We start from the raw sequence: 21,291 nt of genomic DNA on the forward strand, positions 1-21,291 counted from the left end.
GACTACCCCGCCTACACCATGGGGCGGGCGGCCGAACTGCTCGGCGCCACGCCTGCCTTTCTGCGGGCGATCGGTGAAGCCCGCCTGATCACGCCCCTGCGCTCGGAGGGCGGCCACCGCCGCTACTCCCGCTACCAGCTGAAGATCGCAGCTCGTGCCCGCGAACTCGTCGACCAGGGCATGCCGGTCGAAGCCGCCTGCCGCATCATCATCCTCGAAGACCAACTCGAAGAAGCCCGGCGCATCAACGAAGAACACGCCAACGCCGCCGGCCCCCATCGTGATCGTGGGACGGACGCCTGACTTGCCTTCCCAGCCCGAAAACCCGAAGCGCCGGGCTCCGACGATGACGTCGTCGGAGCCCTTCCGCGTTCCCGCTGTTCCTTGGCCGCGGTGGCGGTCGGCGCCTGTGGCGGCCTGGAACGGTCAGGCGGTCTGGGTGAGTTCGGCGCGGCCGAACAGCAGCGCGTATCCGGTCGGGAGCTGGGTCAGGATGCGGTCCAGGAGGCCGGGGCCGGCCAGCTGGGCGACGACGGCGAGGACGGCTCCGGTGTCCCAGCGGGCGGTCGCGGGAGTGGCACCGGTGCGGGCGGCCAGGTCCTTGACGAAGCCCCAGCCGGTGAGCGGTCGGGGGCTGGGGATCTGGGCGGTGAAGTCGAGTGCGGCCTCTACGGGCAGGCAGGCCGCGAGGTCGACGCGTTCGTCGCCGGTGAGCTGACGGCCCAGGGCCCCCAGCACGGCACGCGTGACGTCCTCGGCCCGCTCGCGGGTGGGGTACGCGCCCTCGTAGCGGATTCTTTCCAGCATCTGGTGAAACGTCATGCCGGGCCGGGCAGAGGCCGGTTCACGCAGCGGAAGCATCGGGAAGTGGTGCCTTTCTCGTGTGAAGGGGTTGTCGCCGGTCGGCGGGAAAGACCGACCGGACCGGGGCCGGCCGCCTCGCTGACTCTGTGGGCGGGGCGCGCTTCAGGGTTCAGGTGTGCTCGGGTCGGCCGAAGAGGAGGTCGTAGCCCGGGGGAAGCTGGAGCAGGATGCGGCGGGTGAGTTCCTCGCCCGCCGCGTCGGCGGTCACGCTCAGTACGGCGCCGACGTCCCAGGCCGCGGTCTGTTCGGTGGCTCCCTCGATCCATGCCGCGGTCGCCCGCAGGAACCGCTCCGGGGGGAGGGGCTCGGTGGCCCGCAGCGGGTTGAGAAGGATCAGTGCGAAGGTCTCCGGGAGCCGGGCGGCCAGCTCGGCCCGGACGTCGCCCACCAGATGCGCGCCGAGCAGTGCCAGAACGGTGCGCGCGGCCCGCTCGGCTTCCTGGGGTGTGGTGTACTCGCCGCGTTCCCGCACGTGGTCGAGGAATGCTTCCCAGCGCATGGCCGCCCCTGCCTCTTCTGCCCGCTTCTTCGTCGTTGTGCGAGGGAGGTGGTGCGGAGGACGGGAGTTGGGGGGAGATCGATGCCCGTCCTCCGCCGTCGGTGCGGTCGAGGAGACCGGCTCCTCAGCCGCTGATCTGCCGGGGCGCGCCCTGGCCGCCGATGGTGATCCTGCGGGGCTTGGCGCGCTCGGCGATCGGGATCCGCAGGGTCAGCACCCCTGCTTCGTAGTCGGCCGTGATGCGCTCGGTGTCGAGGGTGTCGGCCAGCACCAGCTGACGGGAGAAGACGCCCAGGGGCCGCTCGGAGAGCTCCATCTGCACGTCGTCGGCCTTCGTGACCGGGCGGCGCTCGGCCTTGACGGTGAGCATGTTCCGCTCGACGTCGATGTCGATCGCGTCCTTCGCCACACCGGGCAGGTCGAGGGCGATCACGTACTCCTCGCCCTCGCGGTAGGCGTCCATCGGCATCGCCGAGGGCCTGGACCAGGTGCCGGTCACACCCGTCAGCTGCTGGGCGATCCGGTCGAGTTCGCGGAACGGGTCCGTGCGCATCAACATCGCGAAAACACCTCCACAGGTCTGGCAGGAACTGCCAATGCGCTTCGTCTGACACCGTTGTAACACGTCATCCGAACGATGACAAGCAGAGTGTCATCCAAACGATGACGAGGGAGGGGATCTTCATGATTGCCTCCCCGAGCCTCGTGACCCCACCTCGTTCTTCGCCGCCGCGGCAGCGCTGAAGAGCATCGACGAAGCCGTCCGTACCGCCCAGACCCCGCAGACCACAGCGCACGTGCAGGACGGAAAAGTCCGTGCGGACCAGGTTTTGGCGGCGCTGCGGTTGCTGCTGAAGTGCGCGACCAACTCGCAGGGAGGAATCCGGACTGATCCAGGCAGCCCGGGTCGGCCGCCTCCGGTTGGGCGGGTCTCGCCCACCGGCTGGGCGTTGCCAGCCGTCGGGCAGCAGGGCGTCGCCATCTGCGCGTACACCCCGGAACACCCGGCACCACCGGCGAACAGCGGGTCCTGGCGACCCGCACCCGCCTCAAGGCCAACCACCCCGACCTCGCAGCCCGCACCGCCACCATCGCCCACCACGCCGACCGACCCCGCCACACCGGCGACGACCACCGCTGAACCACCACCTGACGTCCCGGAAGCCACCCGCGAGGCCAGCCGCATTCGCCGGCCAGACCTCTCGGCGGACGCTCTTGCAGCCCGTCCTTCCGTGCCCTGCCGCACCCATCTGCAGTCGAGCGGCGACGCTGACACGGTTTCGACCTGCGCGCCCGGGCTGGGGCAGGTGCATCGCGTCGTCGACGAGGGCGATCGCCTGCGCCGTCGACCGTGGACGAAGGCGGCGGTACTGGTACCGGAGGCGGCGGCGACCCGGGCGGGTCCCGCCGTGGATGTCGTAGCGGGTCCGTCAGGCGGTGCGGACGGTGTCGGTGTCGTCGGCTGGGACGGCTGGGCGGTGCCCGCCCTTCTTGTCCTTGGCTTCGGCGGCCCGGAGCCCGTCGTAGGCCGGCTCTCGTTGGAAGGCGCGTTGGACTTCCTCGGCCGCTACGCCTTCACCCGCGCCGACGGCCGGGCTGCGCCCGCTGCGTGACCCGAGCACCCACGAGAAAGCGGCCGACGGCGAGAACAGCTGACCGCTTCCCAGCGGTCAGGTGGTTCTGGTTGCTACTCGGCCTGCAGGACGAAGAACAGGAAGCACAGGAAGCGCGGCATGGCCGCGATGGCCTCGGGGAACATCTCGCGGGCGGCGGGATCAGGATCCGGCTCGCTGATGACCGTTATCCGGAAACCGGCCCCGATGAAAGCCTCGATCATCGCGTGCAGCGGCCTGTGCCATCTGCTCACCAGGGCGGTCTGGCCGCCCACGGTCCACTCGACGGTCCACTTGGTGGTGTCGAAGTAGTTGCACGCCGCCTCACGACCGGCCTCGCGGTGGATGAGGTTGACGGCAAAGGGATGGTCGACAGACGCGATCAGCCGACCGCCCGGCTTGAGTATGCGTCGCAGCTCGGCCAGCGCCGGCCCCCAGTCCTCCAGGTAGTGCAGCACCAGGGACGCCGCTACATCGTCGAACGTCTCATCAGGGTAAGGAAGCGGGCCATCCAGGTCCGCCACCTGCAGGTCCGCACCGTCGCCGAGCCGCTGCCGAGCCAGCTCCAGCATCCCGGCACTCGTGTCGAAGCCACTCACCATGGCACCACGGTCGCGCAGCGCGGCAAACAGGGCCCCCGAGCCGCAGCCCGCGTCGAGGATCCGCCGCCCGGCCACGTCTCCAGCGAGGGCCAGCATCGCGGGCCGCTCGTAGTAGGCATTGACCAGGTTGGTTTCGTTTGCGGCCGTGTACGCCTCGGCGAACCTGTTGTAGTCGTTGGTCTTCGACGGATCCACACTCACTGCGGACGGCGAGACCAGCTTGGTGGAAATCGCATGCTCTTGGCGCTCGCTTGAGATCATGGTGCGGGAGACGTGGGCTGCAGCAGGTCGGTTCCTGGCTGCGGGCAACTGCTGCGCTGCGTCGTCGCACGGGTCGATCTGGTCTACCCCGGAGTCCTCTCCCTGTCGGGCCACGCCGGTGCGGCGGGCCCTCCCGGAATTCGGCAAGCGCCCCCGGCGCTGGAGCCGGAGAGCCGAAGGGCGAGCGCAAGGCTCCCCGGGCCGGGTTTGTTTCATAGGCGACCCCTCATGAAACACCCACCCGCGTGGCGCTGCGGGCTCCCCGTGCCGGACCGGCAAAGGCAAGGTGGCTATCCAGTACCACAACGCCCGCTTCCGCCTTGTGCCCCAACTCGCCAAGGCGCTCAGCGCGCCGAGCCCAGCCGTGCGCAAGCCGGGGTCGTTGTGGGCCGAGCTGCCCGGGCCGGTGAGCGCTGGCGTCGGACCGGTCGGGCACGTCCGCCTCGGCTATGCCCGTGCCTCGACCGGTCGGCAGTCCCTCGACGCTCAGCTCGTTCCCTCGCCGAGGCGGGGGTGACGCGCGTCTTCTCGGAGAAGATCTTCACCCGCGCCATGAAGCGCCCCGAGCTGGAGGCCACAGTGAAGCTCGCCGGGGAGATCCGCTCCTCCGGCGTCGCTGTGACCCTCGTCGTCCATGAGCACAAGCGGCTCGGCCGCGGAATCGAACTCGCCATGCTCGCCGAGGAGCTGAAAGCAAGCGATGTCGGCCTGGAGTTCCTCACCGCCGAGCTGAAGGGCTCGCACGACCCGTCCGGCGTCGTGTTCACCGTGCTCGCGGCCATGTCCGGCATGGAACGCGAGTACATCCGCGACCGCACCCTCGAAGGCCACGAGTCCGCCCGCAGGCCCGGCAAGACCATTGGCGGAGCGGGCGTCACCGACGACGACATGCTGTCCATGGCCCTCCACCTGCGCGACCAGTAGATGAGCCTGCGCGACATCGCCAAGCGGCTCGTCATCACCACCGGCACGAAGAAGGGCCAGCACCCCTCACCCGCCACCGTCATGCGGATGCTGCATGAGCACGACGAGCAAGCCACGGCAGTGAGTACGTGATCACTCCACTACTTTGCACCGTGGGTCAGAGATAGGAGACCGGGGCCGACTTGATCAGTCGGATGGTGGCAAGCCGGCGACACATCGAAGCTCCGGTGGTACGAGGCGGCTTGGGAAGGTCACCCCGTTCAACCGGAGCTTCGATGCGTTCGTGACGGCCCGGCCCGTACTCCTCGCACCGCTGCGACCTGCGGACTCACGCGTTCACTGCGACTTTGCAATGCACCTGCCGGCGCAAGGCCGACGAGCTCGACCGCGGCCTGGACGCGAACAGGTGGCAGCGGCCATGGCGACAGCCGCCGCCACCTGGCTGGGCACGTTGAGCCAGGAACAGCTGCTCCTCGCCCAGTACGACTCCGCCGCTCGTCGCCGAAGCCGAGGCGGAGAGGCTGCGGTGGTACTACACGCCGACCAATCACGGCGGACTTGCCATCCGGGAGCAGAGCGCCTACCAGCAGAGCCTGGTCATGCAGTTGGTGGCGAGCGGGTTGTCCCAGGCCGGATACGCCACGGTCGCCACGGTGATGGGTCTGGAAAACGTCCTGGACCAGGTGGAAGGGTGGCGGATCGACTGGGGCCGGGAGCGCGGGCGCGATCCCCGTCTGTACTGGCTGAGGATTTTCGGCCGACCCGGTGCCCCGGTCTGGGCCTGGAGGTTCGGGGGCCACCACATCTCACTGAACAACCTGATCGTGGCGGACCAACTGGTCTCGACGACACCGTGCTTCATCGGCGCCGACCCCGCGAAGAGCGCGCTGTTGGGCGGATCCCTGGACCCACTGGGTGGGATCGAGGACCAGGCACGGCAACTGGCGCGAACGCTGAGCGCACCACAACTCCGGCAGGCGCTGCTGCTGTCGTAAACGGATACGATAAGGCCGAAAATCCTGTTCGGGATACGTGCCGACAGTAGATCTGGCCGAGAGGGCGACCGCGTCATGGCTTCGGAGACCCAGCCGGTTCCGGGAAGTCCTGCTTGGTGGGCGAGCCGGACACCCGCCCCTGCGTACCGGCGTGGGCGCCCCCCGATGGACGTCGGCCGGATCGTCGACACGGCCCTGAAGCTCATCGATGAGGTCGGGATCCAGGCGCTGACCCTGCGGATGCTCGCCGATGCCCTGGACTCGGGTACGGCGACGCTCTACCGGCATTTCAACGGCAAGGACGAACTCCTCGCTCTTGTCGCGGACAGAATTCTGGGGGAAGTCCACGTCTCGTCCGAGGAGTTGGACGGCCTGTCCTGGCGGGAAGCCGTGACCGTCGTGGCGAAGGCTTTCTACGGCACCCTGCGTCGGCATCCCCACGCGCTGTCTTTGCTGGCGGCCCAGGTTCCTGTCGGTCCCAACGGTCTCCGAGGCCGGGAACGGCTCATCAGACTGTTCCTGAGCCATGGGTTCCCGGTCGGCCTGGCCGCGCGGGCCTTCACGGCCATCGGCCACTACGTGATCGGCTTCGCCATCCAGCAGTACGGCCCCGGGACACCACGCCCCGAGGATCAGCTGCAGCTGCGGGACTATTACAACTCGCTTGATCCGAAGGCTTATCCGGCCACAATGGCGGCGGCCGAGGAGTTGACCTCCGTACCGCTGCACGAGGAGTTCCGGTTCGGCCTGGACCTGCTCCTCGACGGGCTGGAAAAGGCCAGTCCCAACTCGTCGCAGGATCCTGAAGAAGCCCCTGGAGCAGCCGGATAGCCGCTCCCGGGCGCCGAACATGGTGTTGCGGAAACGGCCGGTCATTGACGGGGCATTGCGGTCGAACGGCTTGTCGGCGGCGTGGCGCATGCCCGGTTCGACGTGTAGCTCGCACGCGTCGCCCACACAGGCAGGCGGCGGGCGTATGCGACGGCTTGGGCATGGAAGAGGTCGATGTCGCCCGCACCGGTCCAGGCAGGCGAAGCCCCGGTACAGCCCCTTCGGTCGCGCGCCTCGGCGCGCAGCACGGTGCGGTCGTCGAGCATCGGACGGAGCAGCAGTCGCAAGCGGACCGGGACAGCGGTGGCGTACGCGCGTTGGACCACCGTGGTGACTGGCGCCCCGCCGGCGGCATGGGTGGGACAATTCCGAGGCTGGTGGCGTTGTCGTTCACCCGCACAGCGCGCGCTAGCAGTCATCGGGAGCCGCAGGGCAGAGGTTCCGAACCCTTCGCGCCGGCGATCAGGCTGTCGTGCCGTGGAAGCCGCAGCCCCCATGACTCGACCGCGAAGTCGCGCCACGAGGCCGGGGTGCAGGAAGCCGGTCCCCTTCGACGGTCCTGAGCGGCTTCGGCTCGGGCAGAGCTCAGATTCGCGTCGGCGAGCCCCGCCGTGGCACCCCGCTCCTCAGCGCCAGCCGATCCAGTCGGCCACGGCGCTGCCCATGACCAGCTCCAGGTCGCGCCCCTTCAGCCAGGGCAGCTCCTCGGTGAACATCGTCACCGCCTCACGCCATGAGCAGTGGAGGCGAGTGATGTCCGTGCCCCAGAACATCCGCTCGGCGCCGTACGCGTCGAAGACCTGCCGCAGTACGCCATGGGTGCCGGCGAACGGGTACGGGTCCGTCGCCATGCTCGGTACGCCCGTGGCCTTGACCGCGATATTGGGGTGGCGCGCGAGGGAGAGCAGGGCGTCGAGGTGTGCGGCCGCATCGGGCAGCTTCTCGAACGGGTTGCACGCGAGGTGGTCGATCATCAGGCGCATCTGCGGATACCGCGCGGCGAGGTCCCCGACGGCGGGCAGGTACGGGGGCATCACCATGAGCCCCATGGGGATACTGCGCCGGTCAGCGGCTGCCCACAGCCAGTCGAGGCCGCCCGACGCAAGGCTTTCAGCCATCTCCGGCGCTGCCAGCATGAATCGCAGGCCCAACATGCCGGGTTTGTCCAGCCATGCGTCGACGAGGGACTCGTCCGCGGCCTCGTCGAGGGGGAACCAGCCGAGGGTCGCGAACCGCTCAGGATGTTGTTTCGCCGCCTCGACCGCGTAGTCGTTCGCGTCGGCATCCCAGATCGCCGGGCAGTTGACGGCCCGGTCCACGCCGGCCTCGTCCATGTCACGCAGGGCGGTGTCGACGGTGTACGGCGCACGCCAGTGGTGGGGCGGCGCACTCTCGCCGGCCCAGAGATGGATCTGTGCGTCGATGATCTGCACGGGTTTTCCTCTCAGTTCGCGATCGCGGGGCTCGGCCGGCCGCCCAGACGCGCCCTCATCCAGTCGGCGACGAACGCGTCGCGGTCGTGCTTGTGGTTGTAGACGCAGTGGTTGCCGTCGGAGAAGACCACCATCTGCGTGTCGTCCGTGGGGGCGCCTTTCAGGAGGATCTCCGCGAGGTCGTTCGAGACCATGGGGTCCTTGCCGCCCTGCACGACCAGCAGCGGATAGCCGGCGTTGGGTCCGTCGGAGAGCGGGGTGATGGTCTTCCACACGTCCATCGCCCGGTCCGGGTCCTCTGTTCCGCAGGCGGCCACCATCTTCGAGAAGAAGGTCCCCATGGTGGGCGGCACGAGCCACGGGGCATGGATGCCGCCGTTGTCGACACATGCCCGGATCCGGGTGTCCTGCGACGCGACGGCCATGGCGACGCTGCCGCCCATGCTGTTGCCGATGAAGCCGATCGGGCGGATCGGCGAGTGCTCTGCGAGGAAGTCGACGGCTCGCCGGTAGGCGTCGCGCCAGTGAGCCGTGAGGTAGTGCTCGTGCGTAAGACGCGTTTCGCCCTGCCCCGGCCCGTCGAGCATCAGTGTGTCGACGTCTCGCGCCGCGAGTGCCTCGCCGATGCTCTCGAAATCCATGGCCCAGCCTTCGACGCCCCCGATGACGATGGCCGAGGCGACCGGGGTGTCGTACGCGTGGATCAGCCACCCCGTCAAGGGACCGCGGTCGGTTTTGATCGTGACGCGCTCGCGGTCGGCGCTCAGTACGGCGGCCTGTGCGTAGAGCTCCGCGGCCCGCGCGAAGATCTGCCGGCGTTCTGCGGTGTCGGACAGCATCATCATCTGGCTCATGCGGAGCAGGGCGGACGCACGCCGCAGGTACCCGATCCGGGTGGGCCTCCCGGCGGCCTCCCTGGCGCCGTCGACGCGACGCAGGCACACCTCCGCGAGCTCCGTGGCGGCCGAGCGCCAGTCCTGCCCCTCGACCACGCGGGCACGCACCTCGACGGCGTCCGCGTAGTCGACGCCGTAGCCGGTCATGCGCTCCAGCGAGAACTGGCGCAGCGCTGCCTGCGATTCGACCGAGAGCTTCGACGTGGCTTCCTCCGTCTCCGTGCGGCTGCCGACGAAGTCGAGGGTCACGACCGGTGCCGGGCGGTCCTCGGCGACCTCCTGCTGTGCTGCTGACATTCCTGAAGCTCCTCCTGTTCGGTCTGACGTATGGCGGTACGCCCAGCGGCTGTCCGGCGAGCTGCGGCAGCGTGAGATGCGCTTGTGGCAGCCGTCGCAGGGGAAGGTGCAGCGCTGGAAAGCGGCCTGTCCGGGATGACCGACAGCCGCAATTTCGATTACAACGTAGCCGTAATGAAACGCCGACGCAACGGACACGTGGTGCGAAGTCCGGTGCGGTTCAGGGCACCAAGACGATCCTGTCGGACATGCCGACGGTCGCGGTCCAGACGTGCTCGACCTCCGCAAGGGGTACAGCGGGCCTTGACGTCAAAATCGCCCTGGGTGACGGCGGATACCAGCTTGGGGAGTTCCTTGACGAAGTCGCGACCGGGGACTGAGCCGATGCCGGAACCGACGATCTGCAGTCGCGTCGAGCGCAGCGCCGCGAGGGGATCGGTGCCGTCGGGCCGGCGACCGAGCCGATCTCGATCCAGGTCAGCGGTGCGCTGCGGTCGGCGCGAGCGGTGAGCATGTCGACCATGGCTCGGGCCGTGGGCTCTCCCCACACGTAGTCGATGACGACGTCGACGTCTGCCGCCAGGACGAGTTCGTCGAAGGTGCAGGTTTCGTCGGCGCCGAGAGTCCGCAGTTCGGCCAGGCGAGCCGTGTCGCGTCCGGCTGCGATCACCTGCGCGGCCCCGAACCGTTTCGCGACCTGGATCGCCATCCGGCCGGCGTTTCCGGTCGCGCCCAGAACGAGGACGCGTTGCCGACGCCCGAAGTCGATGCGTCGGCGCAGCGCAACCCACGAGGACATCACGGGGTTCATCGCCGCCGCGATTTGGACCGGACCGATGCCTTCCGGGAGGACGACGCTGCGCCCGTTGTCGATCACGGTGCGCTCGGCCATGGTGCCGAGGACGGTGTCGTCCAGGACGGTGTACCGGATACGGCCCTTCGGGTCGCGTACGACGCCGTCGATGCCGGGGACGAGCGGGAGCTCGTCGGTGCTGGTGTAGTGCGAGCCGGATGCCTGGGAGCGAACACGCGGGTGGAGGCCGGCCGCGAGGACCTCGACGACGACCTCGTCGGCATCACGGGCGACGGGATCGGGATGATCACGGTACTGCGGGGGAGTATCGAACGCTGTGACGACCGCTGCGTGCACGACAACAACCTCCAGTAGTCAGAGCCTCGGCTCGCCGAGGAAGGAGCCGCGGCCCCTGCGTCCGGTTCCGTTCTCCGAACGGGCGTGCGGCCCGGACCCGCCCTCGCTGATTTCAGCGACGCGCACTGCTCGATGACTGCTCGCGGTCCGGAAGTGCTCCGGGGTGGGTGGCCAACCGGGCGGCCGACGCGGAGAGCGCGAAGTCCACTGCCCAGCTGTACTTGGCGCCGCTCAGGCTGACGAAGGCGAACGGGATCGACAGCAGAAAGGCGACCGTCGGGAACGTGAGGAACAGCTGGAAGCGCCGCATCATCTCGGGCACGGCGTGCGGCCGCAACAGGCCGCGGGCCCGACAGTGGCGGAGCGAGTTGATCAGGGCCAGTACGGTCCCTCCGACGACGGCGGCGTACAGGACGGCGCTGAGCTGGTAGGGGCTGTCCTCGATGAGGACCTTCGTCGCGAAGGGAACAAGGATGATCCCCAGCAGCCAGACGAAGTTCAGCCACAACAGCCGAGGGCTGAACCCGCCGACGCGGCCGAAGAGCCACTTGTGCGCCACCAATTACGCGGCGATGACCGCGAAGCTCAGCAGGAACATCGCGTAGTCCGGGAGGTGCTCCCGGAACGCCCGCCACACCTCGTTATCGCTTGACCCATGAGGCACCGGCAGCTCCAGCGCCAGAAGGGTCAGGGCGATAGCGACGACCGCGTCACTGAAGAAGACCAGCCGCTCGTTGTCGACTTCGCCAGGGCCGTCGGTGGTCTCGCTTGCCTGGGTCATGTCCGACCTGGTGTCGTCGAGTGGGTTTGGGTGAACCGCGCGTCGAGCAACGCTCGCGGCGCCGGGACGGCTGTCACCTCGGAGTGAACGCCTCGGCCGCGGCGGCGAAGGAGGCCGCCCAGTCGCTCGTGATGATGCCGCCGATGTATCCGTCGGGCCGGATCAGAATCAACGCGTCGCCGTCGACGCCGTAGACACTGGCCAGTTGGCCGGTGGCGTCGGTGATGTGGCCGCTGTCGATTCCGCGCCCGCCGCGGACGGCGTAGCGGCGCAGTTCGGCACCCTCGGCCGGCCATGTCAGTCGGGGCAGGGCCTCGGTGGCGTTGGGGCCGAATGCCAGGACGGTGAAATGCGGTCCTTGGAAGACCTCGAACAGGCGGCTGGTGCCGGGCGCGGTGCACGGCGCGTCCGGCGCCCGGTCGCCCACATGCAGGGTCTTGGTGGCGGGAGCGTCGGCGGGGGCAAGCGGGCCGCCGCGGTAGGAGAGGGAGAGCTGACGCTCTTCGTCGCCGCGCTTCAGGCCGGAGACGCGATGCTTGCTGAGGCTCTGGTAGAGCTCGCTGGACTTGCCGAGGACGCCTGCGGCGATCGGGAGCCGTTCGGCCTCGTAGCTGTCGAGCAGGCTGTCCGGCGCGCCGGCGATCGCCTGGCCGAGCTTCCAGCCCAGGTTGTAGGCGTCCTGCACACCGGTGTTGAGGCCCTGCGCGCCGGCTGGGGTGTGCACGTGGGCGGCGTCGCCCGCCAGGAAGACCCGGCCTTGGCGGTAGTGCTCGACGAGCCGGACGTTGGGCCGGAACGCAGAGACCCAGGTGATGTCGCGGAGCTTGAGGCCGGTGAGCGCGTGGAACTGGTCGGCCAGGACGGCGTGGTCGAGGTTCGGTGTGTCGCCCGGCTTCAGCCGGATCATCACCTGGAACTGGTCGGAGTGCGGCAGCGGGCATGCCCCTGCGGATGCCTTGGGCCACATGTGCCACCGGTCGCGGGACAGTCCGTCGATCGTGCAGTCGATGATGAGGGTCTTGTCGGAGTCGTCGGTCTCCCCGACGAAGCCGAGACCGGTGGCCACGCGGACGGCGCTCGCGCCGCCGTCGGCGCCGACGAGGTACTTGCTGCGCACCCGCTCGCCGGTGGAGAGGGTCGACGTGACGCCGTCGGTGTCCTGTTCGAAGCCTTCCAGGGCGACCCCGTACTCGATGTTCAGTCCGAGGCGTTCGAGCAGCCGGTGCAGGATGGCGTCGGTGCGGTGCTGCGGGAGCAGCAGGATGTTCGGGTAGGGGACGTCCGGGGTCGGCTTGCTCCGCTGCTGCATCTTCCAGGGCGCGGTGACGGGCCCGAGGTGGATTCCGGCGAGCGGGTAGGGCCCGCCCTCCGCGTGCGCCTCCTGAAGCACGCGGAAATCCTCCAGGACTTCCTGGGTGCGGGGCTGGATCCCCTTGGCGCGGGAGCCCTCGAAAGCGTGCGGCGCCTTGTTGACCACACGGACGCGAAGACCGCGCCGGACCAGGTCGGCCGCGAGGGTGGAGCCGGTCGGACCGCCCCCGGCGACGAGGACGTCGATGTCGTGGAGTTCTGTCATGGTGATCGACCTCAATTGCTTGTCTCGGACAGGGAGGCGATCGGCCGCGCTGGGCTGTGGGGGCCTTCGAACCGGACCATGTGTCCGCGCTCGGCGCCGGGTTGACACTCGACTGGACGGAGTGGTTCCCGGATGGCGTGGGGGCTCTGTTTCCCCTCTCGCCTCCCGCATTATGGCTACGGTGTAGCCAATCTCTTTCGGATACATCGTAGCCGTTTATGAGGGAGGCGGCAAACTGTGAGACCTCGCCTGTCACGCGGCCGGTGCGTCGTTCCCCGGGCCTTGCGGGATGCGTAAGGGCGGGTGTCTGCCAGGCCCCGTCGAGCCTTGAGGTTCTTCACGTGCGACGGGCTCCAGGCCGTCGAGGAGTAGGCCCAGGCCGAACCAGAATTCCTCGTGCAGCGGCACGGAGGTCAGCTCGTCGGCACTTGCTGTCGTCGCCGGATGGACGGCCGGGTCGAGTGAGCGGTAGAAGTCCCGCAGCTGCGCTTGGTCCTCGGGGCTTGGTGTTCCGAGATCGTGCTGTCGGATGGCGAAGCCGATCACGAAGCGGCCGATGGCGGTGAACGCGCGGGCGGCCAGGGGGGACCGAGAATCCGTGCCGCAGCAGCAGCCTTCCGAGCCATTCTCTGGCGCGCAGGCCGTTGGGGCCGACAGGGACCTGGGCGGCGAGCAAAGGGAGCGCGTGGGGGTGCCGACGAAGGGTGTCGTGAAAGGCGTTTGCGGCGACAGCCACAGCTTCCCGCCAGGGCAGGCCTTCCAGTTCCTCGGGTGCGACGCGCACTTCGCCCAGGATTCTCTCTGCTACCAGAGCGAGTAGCTCGTCTTTGCTGTTGAAACGACGGCAGAGCGTCGCCGTACCGGATCCGAGGGTCTCGGCGAGGGCGCGGAGAGTCAGTGCCTGGATCCCCGCATCGTCGATGAGTCGCAGGGCCGTGTCGACGATGCGGCCGACGTCAGTCTGTGGACGGCCGTGCGGACCTGTCAGGGCGGGTGCCCGGCCCGCCCACCAGGCGGGACTGCCCGCAGTGGGCTGAGCCTGCGAAGTCATGCAGCCGTCCCCCTCGAATGGCGGGTCACTGGACTCGTGCGCTCGGGAGGCTCATCCTCGGGGCCGCCCGGCGGCCAGGATCGGGCCGTCGCGCGCACCTGACTGTCCGTGGCCCAAGGCGCGATGGCCTCCGCGATGCTCATGAACGAGTTGACAGCCGGCTTTGGAGGCCGTCGAGGATCGCCCCGAGAGCGAAGGCCAGATCTCGATGCACGTCCTGGCCGGTCGGTGCGAGGAGCTCGCCGTCCTTGCACACGGCGCGCCGTGTCGACGCGGCGTCGGGCGCCGAGTCGAGAGCGGTGCCGAGCACGAAGGTGAGCACGGTCCTCGTGGCTTGCTCCGCTTCGCTTCCGGTGAACCCAGCGGCTTCGTACACGGAGAGCAGATGGTCGTCGTGGTGGGTTCTGGCGGGCCCCACGGGGAGCGGAGGGGCATGGTCCGTACGAGCCAAGGGTGCCGCAGGATCATCGCGTACAGATCGTTCGCCATGGTCGTGGCTGCCGTCCGCCATCCGATGCCTTCGGGGTCAGGCAGCGGCATGGCTCTCCAGACCGCGTCGGTGGCAAGGAGCAGGATTTCCTCCTTGCCCTCGACGTGCCAATAGACCGCTGCTCCGGTTGTGCCGAGACGGCTGCCGAGTCGCCGCATGCTCAGGCCGTCGGCTCCCGGACTGTCGGCCCAGCAGTTGACGTCGGTTTCGGCGAGAGCGTCGACGATGCCGTGCTCGCGGGCTGCACGAATATCGTGCACGGCGCCGGGCAGAGCCGACGAGGCCCACAGCAGACGGCCGGAAGGATCTGCGATCACCTGCACGTTCATCCCGTGTTCCTTGTGCTTGCCCGAATAGAGGGGTCGGTCGGCGGCGATCTCCGCCAGCCTTCGGCCGGGAGGTGCCCTCAGTCGATCGGCGGCAGTGTCCCGTCCAGCAGGACGGACGCCTTCATCGACGCCGCCCGAACCACCTCGGCGAGCGTCGGGGCGAGGGCGGCCAGGATCTCAACCGCCTCGGTGACGTAGCGGTAGGCAGTGGTGGTGCCGACGCCGAACCCGGCCGCGAGCTGGACATACGGATGACCATTGCGGAGATGGGCGAGGGCGAGCAGGGCCTGCCGACCTGCGCTCAGGCGCCGCCATCGGTACCGAGACCACGGTGGTGTTCCCGCAGGCGGGCGGAGAGGAACCGGAGGCAGAACAGGACACGTCCAGCCCGGACGGGTAAACGAGCATATGAAGCCTCTGGTAGAGACTGAATTCTTGGCCGAAAACCCATTTACCAGGAGGTTCACCCTTGTGTCAGGCCGACTGGCGAACTGCCGAAGCAGGCTGGAAGCCCTCGTTGACCACCGGTCCGAGGTCCAGCCAAGGTGAGGCCAGAAGCCGCAACGGAGATGATCTTGAGGCTGTGGCGGTCACCTGGTACAGGTCCCACTCGCGTGCGGAAGTGGAACTCGGAGGCAGTGTGGATCTTCCTGGACTCCACAGCCTGATGCCGGGGCGGCCCCGGCGACTGTCAGTCTCCGGAGGGAAGGGGCTCTGCTGCCGTGCGAGCGGGTTCGGATGTGTGAGGCGTCGGGTGGGCGGTGCTGGCAGGGGCCAGGGGCACCGGAGCCCGTTCGCCGCCCAGCCAGGACAGGTCGACGGCCACGGCGACCATGGAGGCCACGACGATCAGTGCGCCGGCTGTGGCAAGCGCAACTCGTCGGCGGCGGATCCGGAAGCCGCCGACGACGGCCGCGTCGACAACGCTGGGTAGCGTGGGCTCCGGCTCAGCGCTCAGGACTGCCTGGAAGGCCGCGTGCAGAGCGTCGTTCTCGTGCTCATTCATGGCCGGTTTCACCTCCTGGTCCCTTCACTGTCAAAGCCTTCGACGATCTCGCGCAGCCGGGCGAGCCCACGGGCGCTCTGGCTCTTTACCGTTCCCGGACTCACCCGCAGTGCGTGCGCGGTCTGCTCGACGGACCAGTCCTCCCAGAACCGCAGGACCAATACGGCCCGGTAGCGGGGCGCCAGCTCCATCAGTGCCTCTTGCATCATCAATCGCAACTCCGGTGCGCCGGATACGCCCGAGGGAAGATCGGGTGGCTCGCTCACCGTCTCCTCACGCCAGCCTCTCTTGCGCCACTGGTCGATGAAGGTGCGGGTGAGGATGGTGCGAGCGTAGGCATCCGCATTGCCGTCCCGGCTGACCCGTCCCCAGGCCGCGTACAACTTCATCAAAGTCGTCTGGGTCAGGTCCTGTGCCTGGTGCCAGTCACCGCAGAGCAGGTAGGCGCTGCGTCGGAGCTGCGCCTGCCGCGCCTCGGCAAATTCCCGGAACTCTCGTTCCCGGGCCGTGTCCCTCACTCTTTGCCGGCCTCTCCCTTGCACACCACTCCATCGGTCATACATACGGGGAGTGGCCCTCTGGGGTTGCACGGTGCGGGCAGGAGAATTTTCCCGCCGCACCGTGCAACCTGACCGCCGCCCGACTCCGTACCTCTCTCCCGAAAGGGCTTCCACGCACAGGTGGGAGTCCGGCGATCCGAGGAAGAGGCACACCGTTGTCGAAGCACCGCAAGTTCTCGCATAACCGCCGCGCTATGTTCAGCGTGGCCGCCGGAACCGTTCTGGCCGCCGCGGGGATGGTCAGCGTCGCCAGCGCCGCGACCCCGGCCACTCACGCGAACCCGGTCCCGGCCACTCAGGCGGACCCGGTTGCCGCCACTCAGGCGGACCCGGTTGCCGCCACTCAGGCGGACCCGGTTGCCGCCACTCAGGCGGACCCGGTTGCCGCCACTCACGCGGACCCGGTTGCGTCCACTCACGCGAACCCGGTTGCGTCCACCCACGCAAACCCGGTCCACGCCAAGTCTGTCGCCGAACCCCTCTCGTCATTGAGCGCGGCCGAGCGGGCGAACGCGGTGGGCTGAGCCCCACCCCGAGGAGTACGCACGCCTCCCCGCGAGCCTCGGGCCTTTGCCCGGTGCGGGAGGCGTGCTGCTCCGCACGACCCGCCGTGGACCTCATTGCCCCTCGGAGGGGTAGCAACGTGCCCTGGATGAAGATCGGGCGCCCCTGCGGCGTGTCCCGGGAACGATTCCTCTCTGACATCCCCCTTGCGGCTTTTGGCTTTACCTTGGCTGGACCCCGGTCTGGCCTATGCGAACCTCGACATCATGAGTCAGCCGGTTGTTTTGACGGGCGCGCTGCTGCGTCCCTGGGGCCGACCGCCGAGCTCGGCGTCGAGCGTCTCCTGAGCCACGCGCATGGACTCGGCGTATACGGGGGCCCGCAGCCTCTCCCACATGCAGTCCTCGGATACGTCCTCAACGCGGCTGACCACCCACCAGATGTTGCCGAAGGGCCCCTGATACGCCCTCCGCGCTGTCCGAAGGCGTCGTCGGCCAGGGAAGTGACGACGTGGCCGCCATCTGCGACAGCTTGTGAGAACGCCTCCTCCGCGTCGGCGACGAACACACGCGGCAGGCTCGGCATGGTGGGCCATTCCGTGCGTCGGTCGAAGGCCGACACCACGGTGTCGCCGACGAGGATCTCACCGTGACCGACCACGCCGTCCTCGGTCGATACCCGCCCGAACTCCTCACCCCCGAACGCCTGGGCTACGAAGTCGAGGAAAGCCCCCGTGCCATCGGTGACGACCCAGGGCACAACGGTGGTGTAGCCCTCCGGCGCGGCGCTGGTCTGCTCGATCACCGCGGTTCTTTCGCTGACGTTGATTGCCAGCGGCAACGGTAGGCAGCAAATGGGTCTTTCCGTCCTGGACATCGGCGCACTCGGGTTGCAACCGGTCCTACCTCACCTCTACTCCCGCTACTCCCGCCACGTCTTCGCCCTCCACCCGGCCACGTCAGCCTGAGGTTGGAAAAGGCTCATCGAGGCAGCGGCAGGGCGTTCTCTGCTCGGACCGCGGTCCGAATCCGGGGCCGCCGGTCCGAGCCACCGCGTTGCCGAACGTCGCGGCGACCCGGACACCGTCCCACCGGATGTGGGTTCGTGCGCGCGGGTCCTGCTCGGAGGATTCCCGCGGCAGTGCGTCGGTCATGCTGCCGAGTATCAGGCACGGCTGGGTGCCGCGGTTGCTCCAGCCGTGATTGCTGCCCTGGATGACCACCGTGTCGGACGGCTTCAGCAGGATCTCGTCCTCGTCGAGGACGAGGTACGTCTCACCCCGAACGATGTGGAAGACATCGAGAGTGTCGGTCCTGTGCACCGTGGGGTGGCGAGGCTTGACGGACTCTCCGGGCTGGTGGTTCTCCGCGGCTACCTTGTTGAGGTCGGCCTTCTTGAACTTCCCGTGCGGCGGTCTGTGATCCTTGAGGGACTACGACGGAGGGAACTGCGCGTATGTCGTCCGGGTATGGCTTTCACCCGTTGTCTCTTGGTGTGAGGTTCGTGTTGGAGCTGGTGGCTCTGGTGTGCTTCGGGCTCTGGGCATGGGCTGTCGTGCCTGGTTCCCTGCGGTATGTCTGCGTGGTTGGCGTTCCCCTGATCGTGGCCGTGCTGTGGGGAGTCTTCGCCACCCCAGACGATGCATCCCGGTCCGGGGGGACGGTGATTGCGACACCTGGACCGCTGCGGTTCCTGCTGGAGCTGGCCGTGTTCTTCGGCGGTGCGGCGGCGTTGTACGCGGCGGGATCCCGCACTCTCGCCGTGATGCTCGCCGGTGCGCTGGTCGTGTACCACCTTCTGTCGTGGGACCGGGTCTTGTGGCTGATCAGGCATTGAGTCCGCCCCAGCCGTATCAGGTTGGCAGTGCGTTCGGGAACACGCAGCGAGTGCCCAGGATCAGTGCGTGACGAATGACCTGGACACTCTGCTGACCGCGCTGTACGGGAAGGTCGATGATGAGCTGGAAGCCGGTCGTTGGACGGGTAGGCCGCCGTAGCTGGCCGGTGCCGAGCTGATCACCCTGGCGGTCGCGCAGGCGCTGCTCGGTCTCCACTCCGAGACGCGCTGGTTGCGGTTCGCGCACACGCATTTGGCCGCGATGTTCCCGTACCTGCCGCAGCGGTCCGGGTACAACAAGCGCCTCAAGGCGGCATTGCCACTGGTGCAGCAGGCGATACGGATGCTCGCCGTGGACACGGACGACCTATGCCTGTACCTGGTTTGTACGCCGGTTGGCATGCTGATCCTGTGGGCCCTTGCGATCCCGAAGATGGATGAGCGCGAAGTACTTCAGTCCATGCTTGACGTCGCGGCCGGCCTGGTCACATACAGGCCCGGACTCCTCCTGATCTCCGACAAGGGCTTCGCCTCCAAGGAGTTCGAGAACGATCTCGCGATGCGGGGCACGGAACAGCACGGCGGCCGTACTCACGAGGGTGTTGCCGTCCGCGTCGCCCAGCGCATCCTCGCCGTGGCCGCCGCGATCTGGCACGACCACAGGACCGGAGCACCCAGCATGCGCGCCGTCATCGCATTTGATCACTGAGCACGTAGGACTTGCTCGTCTAGGGGGGCTGGCGCTCACGACAGGGAGCCCTCGCCCGATGGACGGCGCGACCACCATCCGGGTGGACACCGACGAGAAATCCCCCGGGCAACCGCCGTTGGCCCGTCAGCGGAACGCGAAGTGTTCGGCGTGGACGTGGTCCCGGGGGATGCCCTGGCGGTGGAGGTCCCGGCTGAGGTCTTCGATCATGGACGCGGGGCCGCAGAGAAAGACGTGGGTGTCCGGCGTGAGCGGGCCGGCCGTTGTCCGGATCCTGTCGGCGGTGAGATGGCCCTGGCTGCGGCTGAACGTCGGGTGGAGGCGGAGTCCGGGAAGGCACTCGGCGGCCTCTGTCAGTTCCGCGAGGAACGGTGCGGTGTCGGCGGTCGGAGCGCAGTAGAAGAGGTCGGCGCGGGGGAGCGTGCCGCTCGGGTGCGTGAGCCAGCCGAGGAACGGGGCGATGCCGATACCCCCGGCGATCCAGATCTGACGGGGTCCGCCGAGGGTGTGGTCGAACATGCCGTAGGGGCCGTTGAGGGTGGCGGGCAGTCCTTCGCGTACGTCCGTGTAGAGCTTCTGGGTGCCGCGGCCGAGCGCGCGGACGGTGAGCCGGACCGAGCCGTCGGGCTGGACTCCGGCCACGCTGAAGGGGTGTTCGCGCCATGCGCGTCGGCCGCCCACGCGCAGGTAGACGAACTGGCCGCCGATCAGGGGCAGGGTGTGCGGGCCGGTGGGGGCCAGGGTGAGGTCGACGATGTCGGTGGCGGGCCGCGAGACACGGCGGATGGTGTAGTCGGCCTGGGGTTCCCTGCGGCGCAGCACCAGTTCGTCGTAGGCGTAGGCGGCCAGGCCGACGGTGGCCATGGTGACGTAGAGGGCCAGGAGAATCGCGGATCCGTTGATGACGAGGTCGAGGAACCAGCCGTGCACGAGAGCGGACAGGAGCAGGAGACCGGTGAGGCGGTGCAGGAAGAGCCAGCGTTCGTAGGGCAACCGGAGGATGCGGCCGACCTGGCCCAGCGAGATGAGGACCAGCACGAGCAGGCCGATGGCGGACGCGGCGCCGAGGACGTGGCCCATCCCCACGAGCTGGCCGGCCCGGGGGGTGCCGGCGTAGTGGTCCGCGCTGCCGTCGAAGCCGGAGAAGAAATGGAGAAGGAGGTGGGGCGAGAGCAGGAGCATGGATGCCAGGGCGTACTGCTTGTGCCAGAAATACATGCGGTCCAGTCCGCCGAACCACTGCTCCAGCCACGTGAGCCGGGTGGCCAGTACCAGGGTGCAGGTCATCAGATAGGCGGCCGCGACACCGGCGAACTCGCCGACGAAGTACACGGTGCTGATGCCGTCTCGGCGGAGCCAGTCCCAGGCCAGGTAGAGGACCACGGCTCCGGCTGTCACTGTCAGCGGTCCGGCGTGGCGCTTCTTCAGCCGCACGTCCATGGGGGCGCGCACGAGCCGGATCGCGTAGATCGCTATCGCGATGAGGACGGGCATCGTCTGCCTCTCGAACGGTGGTGATGCGGACGTGGAAGCACGGGGCGCGTGCCCTCGCCGCCCGGCTGTGCCGTGTCTCTGGCGATGGCGGGTCGACGGTTGGACCTTTGATCACCTGATTATCGGCTACACCGTAGCCTTTTCTGTGGCTGAAGTGTAGCCACGGTGGAATGCATGGAGGAATCGTTGCCCGGCCCGGGTGTGTGCGGCTGAGGGCGGTGAGTCGGCGGTGGAGGGGTCGAGGCCGCGTTCCGGGCCGCCGTCGCCGAAAGCGTCGACAGTCTGACCGCACAGCTGCCCGAAGCCGACCGCGCGCACCTGTGCCGTGTGGCTGGCCGCATCCTCACCCAGGCCGCATCCGGCTGACGATCCCCAGGTGTCGCAACCGGTGGCCAGTGCGACCGTTCCGGAGACGGAGCCGACTTCCAGCACTGCCGACGGGCGGGGTGCCTGGACCCGTACGGGTTCGGTCAGGGCCCGGGCCGGCGCGTTTCCGCTGGAGGCGGATGTACCGGAGGGCGCAGAGTGAGGGCCGTTTCGATCAGGAACATCCAGCCTTCTGCGTGTCTCTGCGCCAGGACTCGATCGTG

Annotated in this window: 24 protein-coding genes and 5 pseudogenes; 10 read left to right on the forward strand and 19 right to left on the reverse strand. The window is 68.5% G+C overall.

The window, feature by feature from the left end:
- Positions 1-303, forward strand: a 303-nt coding sequence (locus tag ACFXC1_RS43755; RefSeq protein ID WP_381254015.1) for a MerR family transcriptional regulator, incomplete at its 5' end; no start/stop codon positions are given.
- Positions 304-426: 123 nt separating this feature from the next.
- On the opposite strand, the gene ACFXC1_RS43760 is transcribed toward ACFXC1_RS43755, so the two are convergent.
- The 3 genes from ACFXC1_RS43760 to ACFXC1_RS43770 all read right to left on the reverse strand — a co-directional run bounded on the left by ACFXC1_RS43760 (position 427) and on the right by ACFXC1_RS43770 (position 1,922).
- Positions 427-861, reverse strand: coding sequence for a DUF2267 domain-containing protein (locus tag ACFXC1_RS43760; RefSeq protein WP_381254017.1), 435 nt, complete (start codon positions 859-861; stop codon positions 427-429).
- A gap of 112 nt (positions 862-973) precedes the next feature.
- Complete coding sequence (locus tag ACFXC1_RS43765; RefSeq protein ID WP_381254019.1) at positions 974-1,363, reverse strand: DUF2267 domain-containing protein; 390 nt, start codon at positions 1,361-1,363, stop codon at positions 974-976.
- Positions 1,364-1,487: 124 nt separating this feature from the next.
- Complete coding sequence (locus ACFXC1_RS43770) at positions 1,488-1,922, reverse strand: Hsp20/alpha crystallin family protein (RefSeq protein ID WP_381254022.1); 435 nt, start codon at positions 1,920-1,922, stop codon at positions 1,488-1,490.
- A gap of 748 nt (positions 1,923-2,670) precedes the next feature.
- Here ACFXC1_RS43770 and ACFXC1_RS43775 point away from each other — a divergent pair.
- Positions 2,671-2,976, forward strand: a complete 306-nt coding sequence (locus tag ACFXC1_RS43775; protein WP_381254024.1) for a hypothetical protein — start codon at positions 2,671-2,673, stop codon at positions 2,974-2,976.
- A gap of 74 nt (positions 2,977-3,050) precedes the next feature.
- Here ACFXC1_RS43775 and ACFXC1_RS43780 read toward each other — a convergent pair whose 3' ends face one another.
- Entirely contained in the window at positions 3,051-3,839 is a 789-nt protein-coding gene (locus tag ACFXC1_RS43780; protein WP_381254026.1) for a class I SAM-dependent methyltransferase, read from the reverse strand.
- 286 nt (positions 3,840-4,125) lie between these two features.
- Between ACFXC1_RS43780 and ACFXC1_RS43785 the strand changes: the two genes are divergently transcribed.
- From ACFXC1_RS43785 to ACFXC1_RS43805, 5 genes are all read left to right on the forward strand, one after another.
- Positions 4,126-4,356, forward strand: a complete 231-nt coding sequence (locus tag ACFXC1_RS43785; RefSeq protein WP_381254029.1) for a hypothetical protein — start codon at positions 4,126-4,128, stop codon at positions 4,354-4,356.
- Complete coding sequence (locus ACFXC1_RS43790; protein ID WP_381254032.1) at positions 4,353-4,763, forward strand: recombinase family protein; 411 nt, start codon at positions 4,353-4,355, stop codon at positions 4,761-4,763. Before ACFXC1_RS43785 ends, ACFXC1_RS43790 begins: the two co-directional genes overlap by 4 nt.
- Positions 4,764-4,895, forward strand: coding sequence for a hypothetical protein (locus ACFXC1_RS43795; RefSeq protein WP_381254034.1), 132 nt, complete (start codon positions 4,764-4,766; stop codon positions 4,893-4,895). It abuts the gene before it with no gap.
- Positions 4,896-5,326: 431 nt separating this feature from the next.
- Positions 5,327-5,758, forward strand: coding sequence for a DUF3500 domain-containing protein (locus ACFXC1_RS43800; protein ID WP_381254330.1), 432 nt, complete (start codon positions 5,327-5,329; stop codon positions 5,756-5,758).
- Between the two features lie 165 nt (positions 5,759-5,923).
- A complete protein-coding gene (locus ACFXC1_RS43805) occupies positions 5,924-6,589 on the forward strand; it encodes a TetR/AcrR family transcriptional regulator (RefSeq protein WP_381254037.1) in 666 nt (221 codons plus the stop codon).
- 626 nt (positions 6,590-7,215) lie between these two features.
- On the opposite strand, the gene ACFXC1_RS43810 is transcribed toward ACFXC1_RS43805, so the two are convergent.
- From ACFXC1_RS43810 to ACFXC1_RS43865, 12 genes and pseudogenes are all read right to left on the reverse strand, one after another.
- Complete coding sequence (locus tag ACFXC1_RS43810) at positions 7,216-8,022, reverse strand: amidohydrolase family protein (RefSeq protein ID WP_381254040.1); 807 nt, start codon at positions 8,020-8,022, stop codon at positions 7,216-7,218.
- A gap of 11 nt (positions 8,023-8,033) precedes the next feature.
- A complete protein-coding gene (locus ACFXC1_RS43815; protein WP_381254043.1) occupies positions 8,034-9,215 on the reverse strand; it encodes an alpha/beta hydrolase in 1,182 nt (393 codons plus the stop codon).
- Positions 9,216-9,435: 220 nt separating this feature from the next.
- On the reverse strand, positions 9,436-10,365 hold the full coding sequence (locus ACFXC1_RS43820; RefSeq protein ID WP_381254045.1) for a zinc-binding dehydrogenase: 930 nt from the start codon (positions 10,363-10,365) through the stop codon (positions 9,436-9,438).
- A gap of 112 nt (positions 10,366-10,477) precedes the next feature.
- Entirely contained in the window at positions 10,478-10,927 is a 450-nt protein-coding gene (locus ACFXC1_RS43825) for a TMEM175 family protein (RefSeq protein ID WP_381254048.1), read from the reverse strand.
- Entirely contained in the window at positions 10,928-11,146 is a 219-nt protein-coding gene (locus ACFXC1_RS43830; RefSeq protein WP_381254051.1) for a TMEM175 family protein, read from the reverse strand.
- 73 nt (positions 11,147-11,219) lie between these two features.
- The gene (locus ACFXC1_RS43835; RefSeq protein ID WP_381254054.1) at positions 11,220-12,722 is read right to left on the reverse strand and encodes an FAD-dependent monooxygenase; all 1,503 of its coding nucleotides are present in this window, start codon (positions 12,720-12,722) and stop codon (positions 11,220-11,222) included.
- 252 nt (positions 12,723-12,974) lie between these two features.
- Complete coding sequence (locus tag ACFXC1_RS43840; RefSeq protein WP_381254332.1) at positions 12,975-13,379, reverse strand: TetR/AcrR family transcriptional regulator C-terminal domain-containing protein; 405 nt, start codon at positions 13,377-13,379, stop codon at positions 12,975-12,977.
- A pseudogene (locus tag ACFXC1_RS43845) lies at positions 13,324-13,773 on the reverse strand (TetR/AcrR family transcriptional regulator); the annotation flags it as partial. The pseudogene ACFXC1_RS43845 and the gene ACFXC1_RS43840, both read right to left, overlap by 56 nt.
- A gap of 139 nt (positions 13,774-13,912) precedes the next feature.
- The gene (locus ACFXC1_RS43850) at positions 13,913-14,149 is read right to left on the reverse strand and encodes a hypothetical protein (protein ID WP_381254345.1); all 237 of its coding nucleotides are present in this window, start codon (positions 14,147-14,149) and stop codon (positions 13,913-13,915) included.
- A gap of 278 nt (positions 14,150-14,427) precedes the next feature.
- A pseudogene (locus ACFXC1_RS43855) lies at positions 14,428-15,000 on the reverse strand (transposase family protein); the annotation flags it as partial.
- Positions 15,001-15,283: 283 nt separating this feature from the next.
- Positions 15,284-15,598 carry a hypothetical protein gene (locus ACFXC1_RS43860; RefSeq protein WP_381254057.1) on the reverse strand — a complete coding sequence of 105 codons (315 nt, stop codon included), beginning with the start codon at positions 15,596-15,598 and terminating at the stop codon, positions 15,284-15,286.
- An 8-nt stretch (positions 15,599-15,606) separates the two neighbouring features.
- Complete coding sequence (locus tag ACFXC1_RS43865; protein WP_381254059.1) at positions 15,607-16,116, reverse strand: SigE family RNA polymerase sigma factor; 510 nt, start codon at positions 16,114-16,116, stop codon at positions 15,607-15,609.
- Positions 16,117-16,313: 197 nt separating this feature from the next.
- Between ACFXC1_RS43865 and ACFXC1_RS43870 the strand changes: the two genes are divergently transcribed.
- A complete protein-coding gene (locus ACFXC1_RS43870; protein WP_381254062.1) occupies positions 16,314-16,682 on the forward strand; it encodes a hypothetical protein in 369 nt (122 codons plus the stop codon).
- Positions 16,683-16,933: 251 nt separating this feature from the next.
- On the opposite strand, the pseudogene ACFXC1_RS43875 reads toward ACFXC1_RS43870, so the two are convergent.
- A pseudogene (locus tag ACFXC1_RS43875) lies at positions 16,934-17,466 on the reverse strand (VOC family protein).
- 154 nt (positions 17,467-17,620) lie between these two features.
- Positions 17,621-18,007: pseudogene (locus tag ACFXC1_RS43880) on the reverse strand (cupin domain-containing protein); the annotation flags it as partial.
- A gap of 110 nt (positions 18,008-18,117) precedes the next feature.
- Here ACFXC1_RS43880 and ACFXC1_RS43885 point away from each other — a divergent pair.
- Both ACFXC1_RS43885 and ACFXC1_RS43890 read left to right on the forward strand, forming a co-directional pair.
- On the forward strand, positions 18,118-18,498 hold the full coding sequence (locus ACFXC1_RS43885) for a YrdB family protein (RefSeq protein ID WP_381254065.1): 381 nt from the start codon (positions 18,118-18,120) through the stop codon (positions 18,496-18,498).
- 67 nt (positions 18,499-18,565) lie between these two features.
- Positions 18,566-19,207, forward strand: a pseudogene (locus tag ACFXC1_RS43890) (IS982 family transposase).
- Between the two features lie 126 nt (positions 19,208-19,333).
- On the opposite strand, the gene ACFXC1_RS43895 reads toward ACFXC1_RS43890, so the two are convergent.
- Positions 19,334-20,701 (reverse strand): ferredoxin reductase family protein, encoded by a 1,368-nt coding sequence (locus ACFXC1_RS43895; protein ID WP_381254067.1) that lies wholly within the window; start codon positions 20,699-20,701, stop codon positions 19,334-19,336.
- Between the last annotated feature and the right edge of the window lie 590 nt (positions 20,702-21,291).

Source organism: Streptomyces hokutonensis, from assembly GCF_042751305.1.
In the GTDB taxonomy this organism is placed as follows: Bacteria; Actinomycetota; Actinomycetes; order Streptomycetales; family Streptomycetaceae; genus Streptomyces; species Streptomyces hokutonensis_A.

What these genes read in the sequence shown, in the direction of transcription:
- ACFXC1_RS43780 (WP_381254026.1), bottom strand. Translation starts at nt 3,839, where the DNA reads ATGATCTCAAGCGAGCGCCAAGAGCATGCGATTTCCACCAAGCTGGTC.
- ACFXC1_RS43765 (WP_381254019.1), bottom strand. Translation starts at nt 1,363, where the DNA reads ATGCGCTGGGAAGCATTCCTCGACCACGTGCGGGAACGCGGCGAGTAC.
- ACFXC1_RS43885 (WP_381254065.1), top strand. Translation starts at nt 18,118, where the DNA reads ATGTCGTCCGGGTATGGCTTTCACCCGTTGTCTCTTGGTGTGAGGTTC.
- ACFXC1_RS43760 (WP_381254017.1), bottom strand. Translation starts at nt 861, where the DNA reads ATGCTTCCGCTGCGTGAACCGGCCTCTGCCCGGCCCGGCATGACGTTT.
- ACFXC1_RS43860 (WP_381254057.1), bottom strand. Translation starts at nt 15,598, where the DNA reads ATGAATGAGCACGAGAACGACGCTCTGCACGCGGCCTTCCAGGCAGTC.
- ACFXC1_RS43805 (WP_381254037.1), top strand. Translation starts at nt 5,924, where the DNA reads ATGGACGTCGGCCGGATCGTCGACACGGCCCTGAAGCTCATCGATGAG.
- ACFXC1_RS43835 (WP_381254054.1), bottom strand. Translation starts at nt 12,722, where the DNA reads ATGACAGAACTCCACGACATCGACGTCCTCGTCGCCGGGGGCGGTCCG.
- ACFXC1_RS43830 (WP_381254051.1), bottom strand. Translation starts at nt 11,146, where the DNA reads ATGACCCAGGCAAGCGAGACCACCGACGGCCCTGGCGAAGTCGACAAC.
- ACFXC1_RS43815 (WP_381254043.1), bottom strand. Translation starts at nt 9,215, where the DNA reads ATGTCAGCAGCACAGCAGGAGGTCGCCGAGGACCGCCCGGCACCGGTC.
- ACFXC1_RS43770 (WP_381254022.1), bottom strand. Translation starts at nt 1,922, where the DNA reads ATGTTGATGCGCACGGACCCGTTCCGCGAACTCGACCGGATCGCCCAG.
- ACFXC1_RS43895 (WP_381254067.1), bottom strand. Translation starts at nt 20,701, where the DNA reads ATGCCCGTCCTCATCGCGATAGCGATCTACGCGATCCGGCTCGTGCGC.
- ACFXC1_RS43795 (WP_381254034.1), top strand. Translation starts at nt 4,764, where the DNA reads ATGAGCCTGCGCGACATCGCCAAGCGGCTCGTCATCACCACCGGCACG.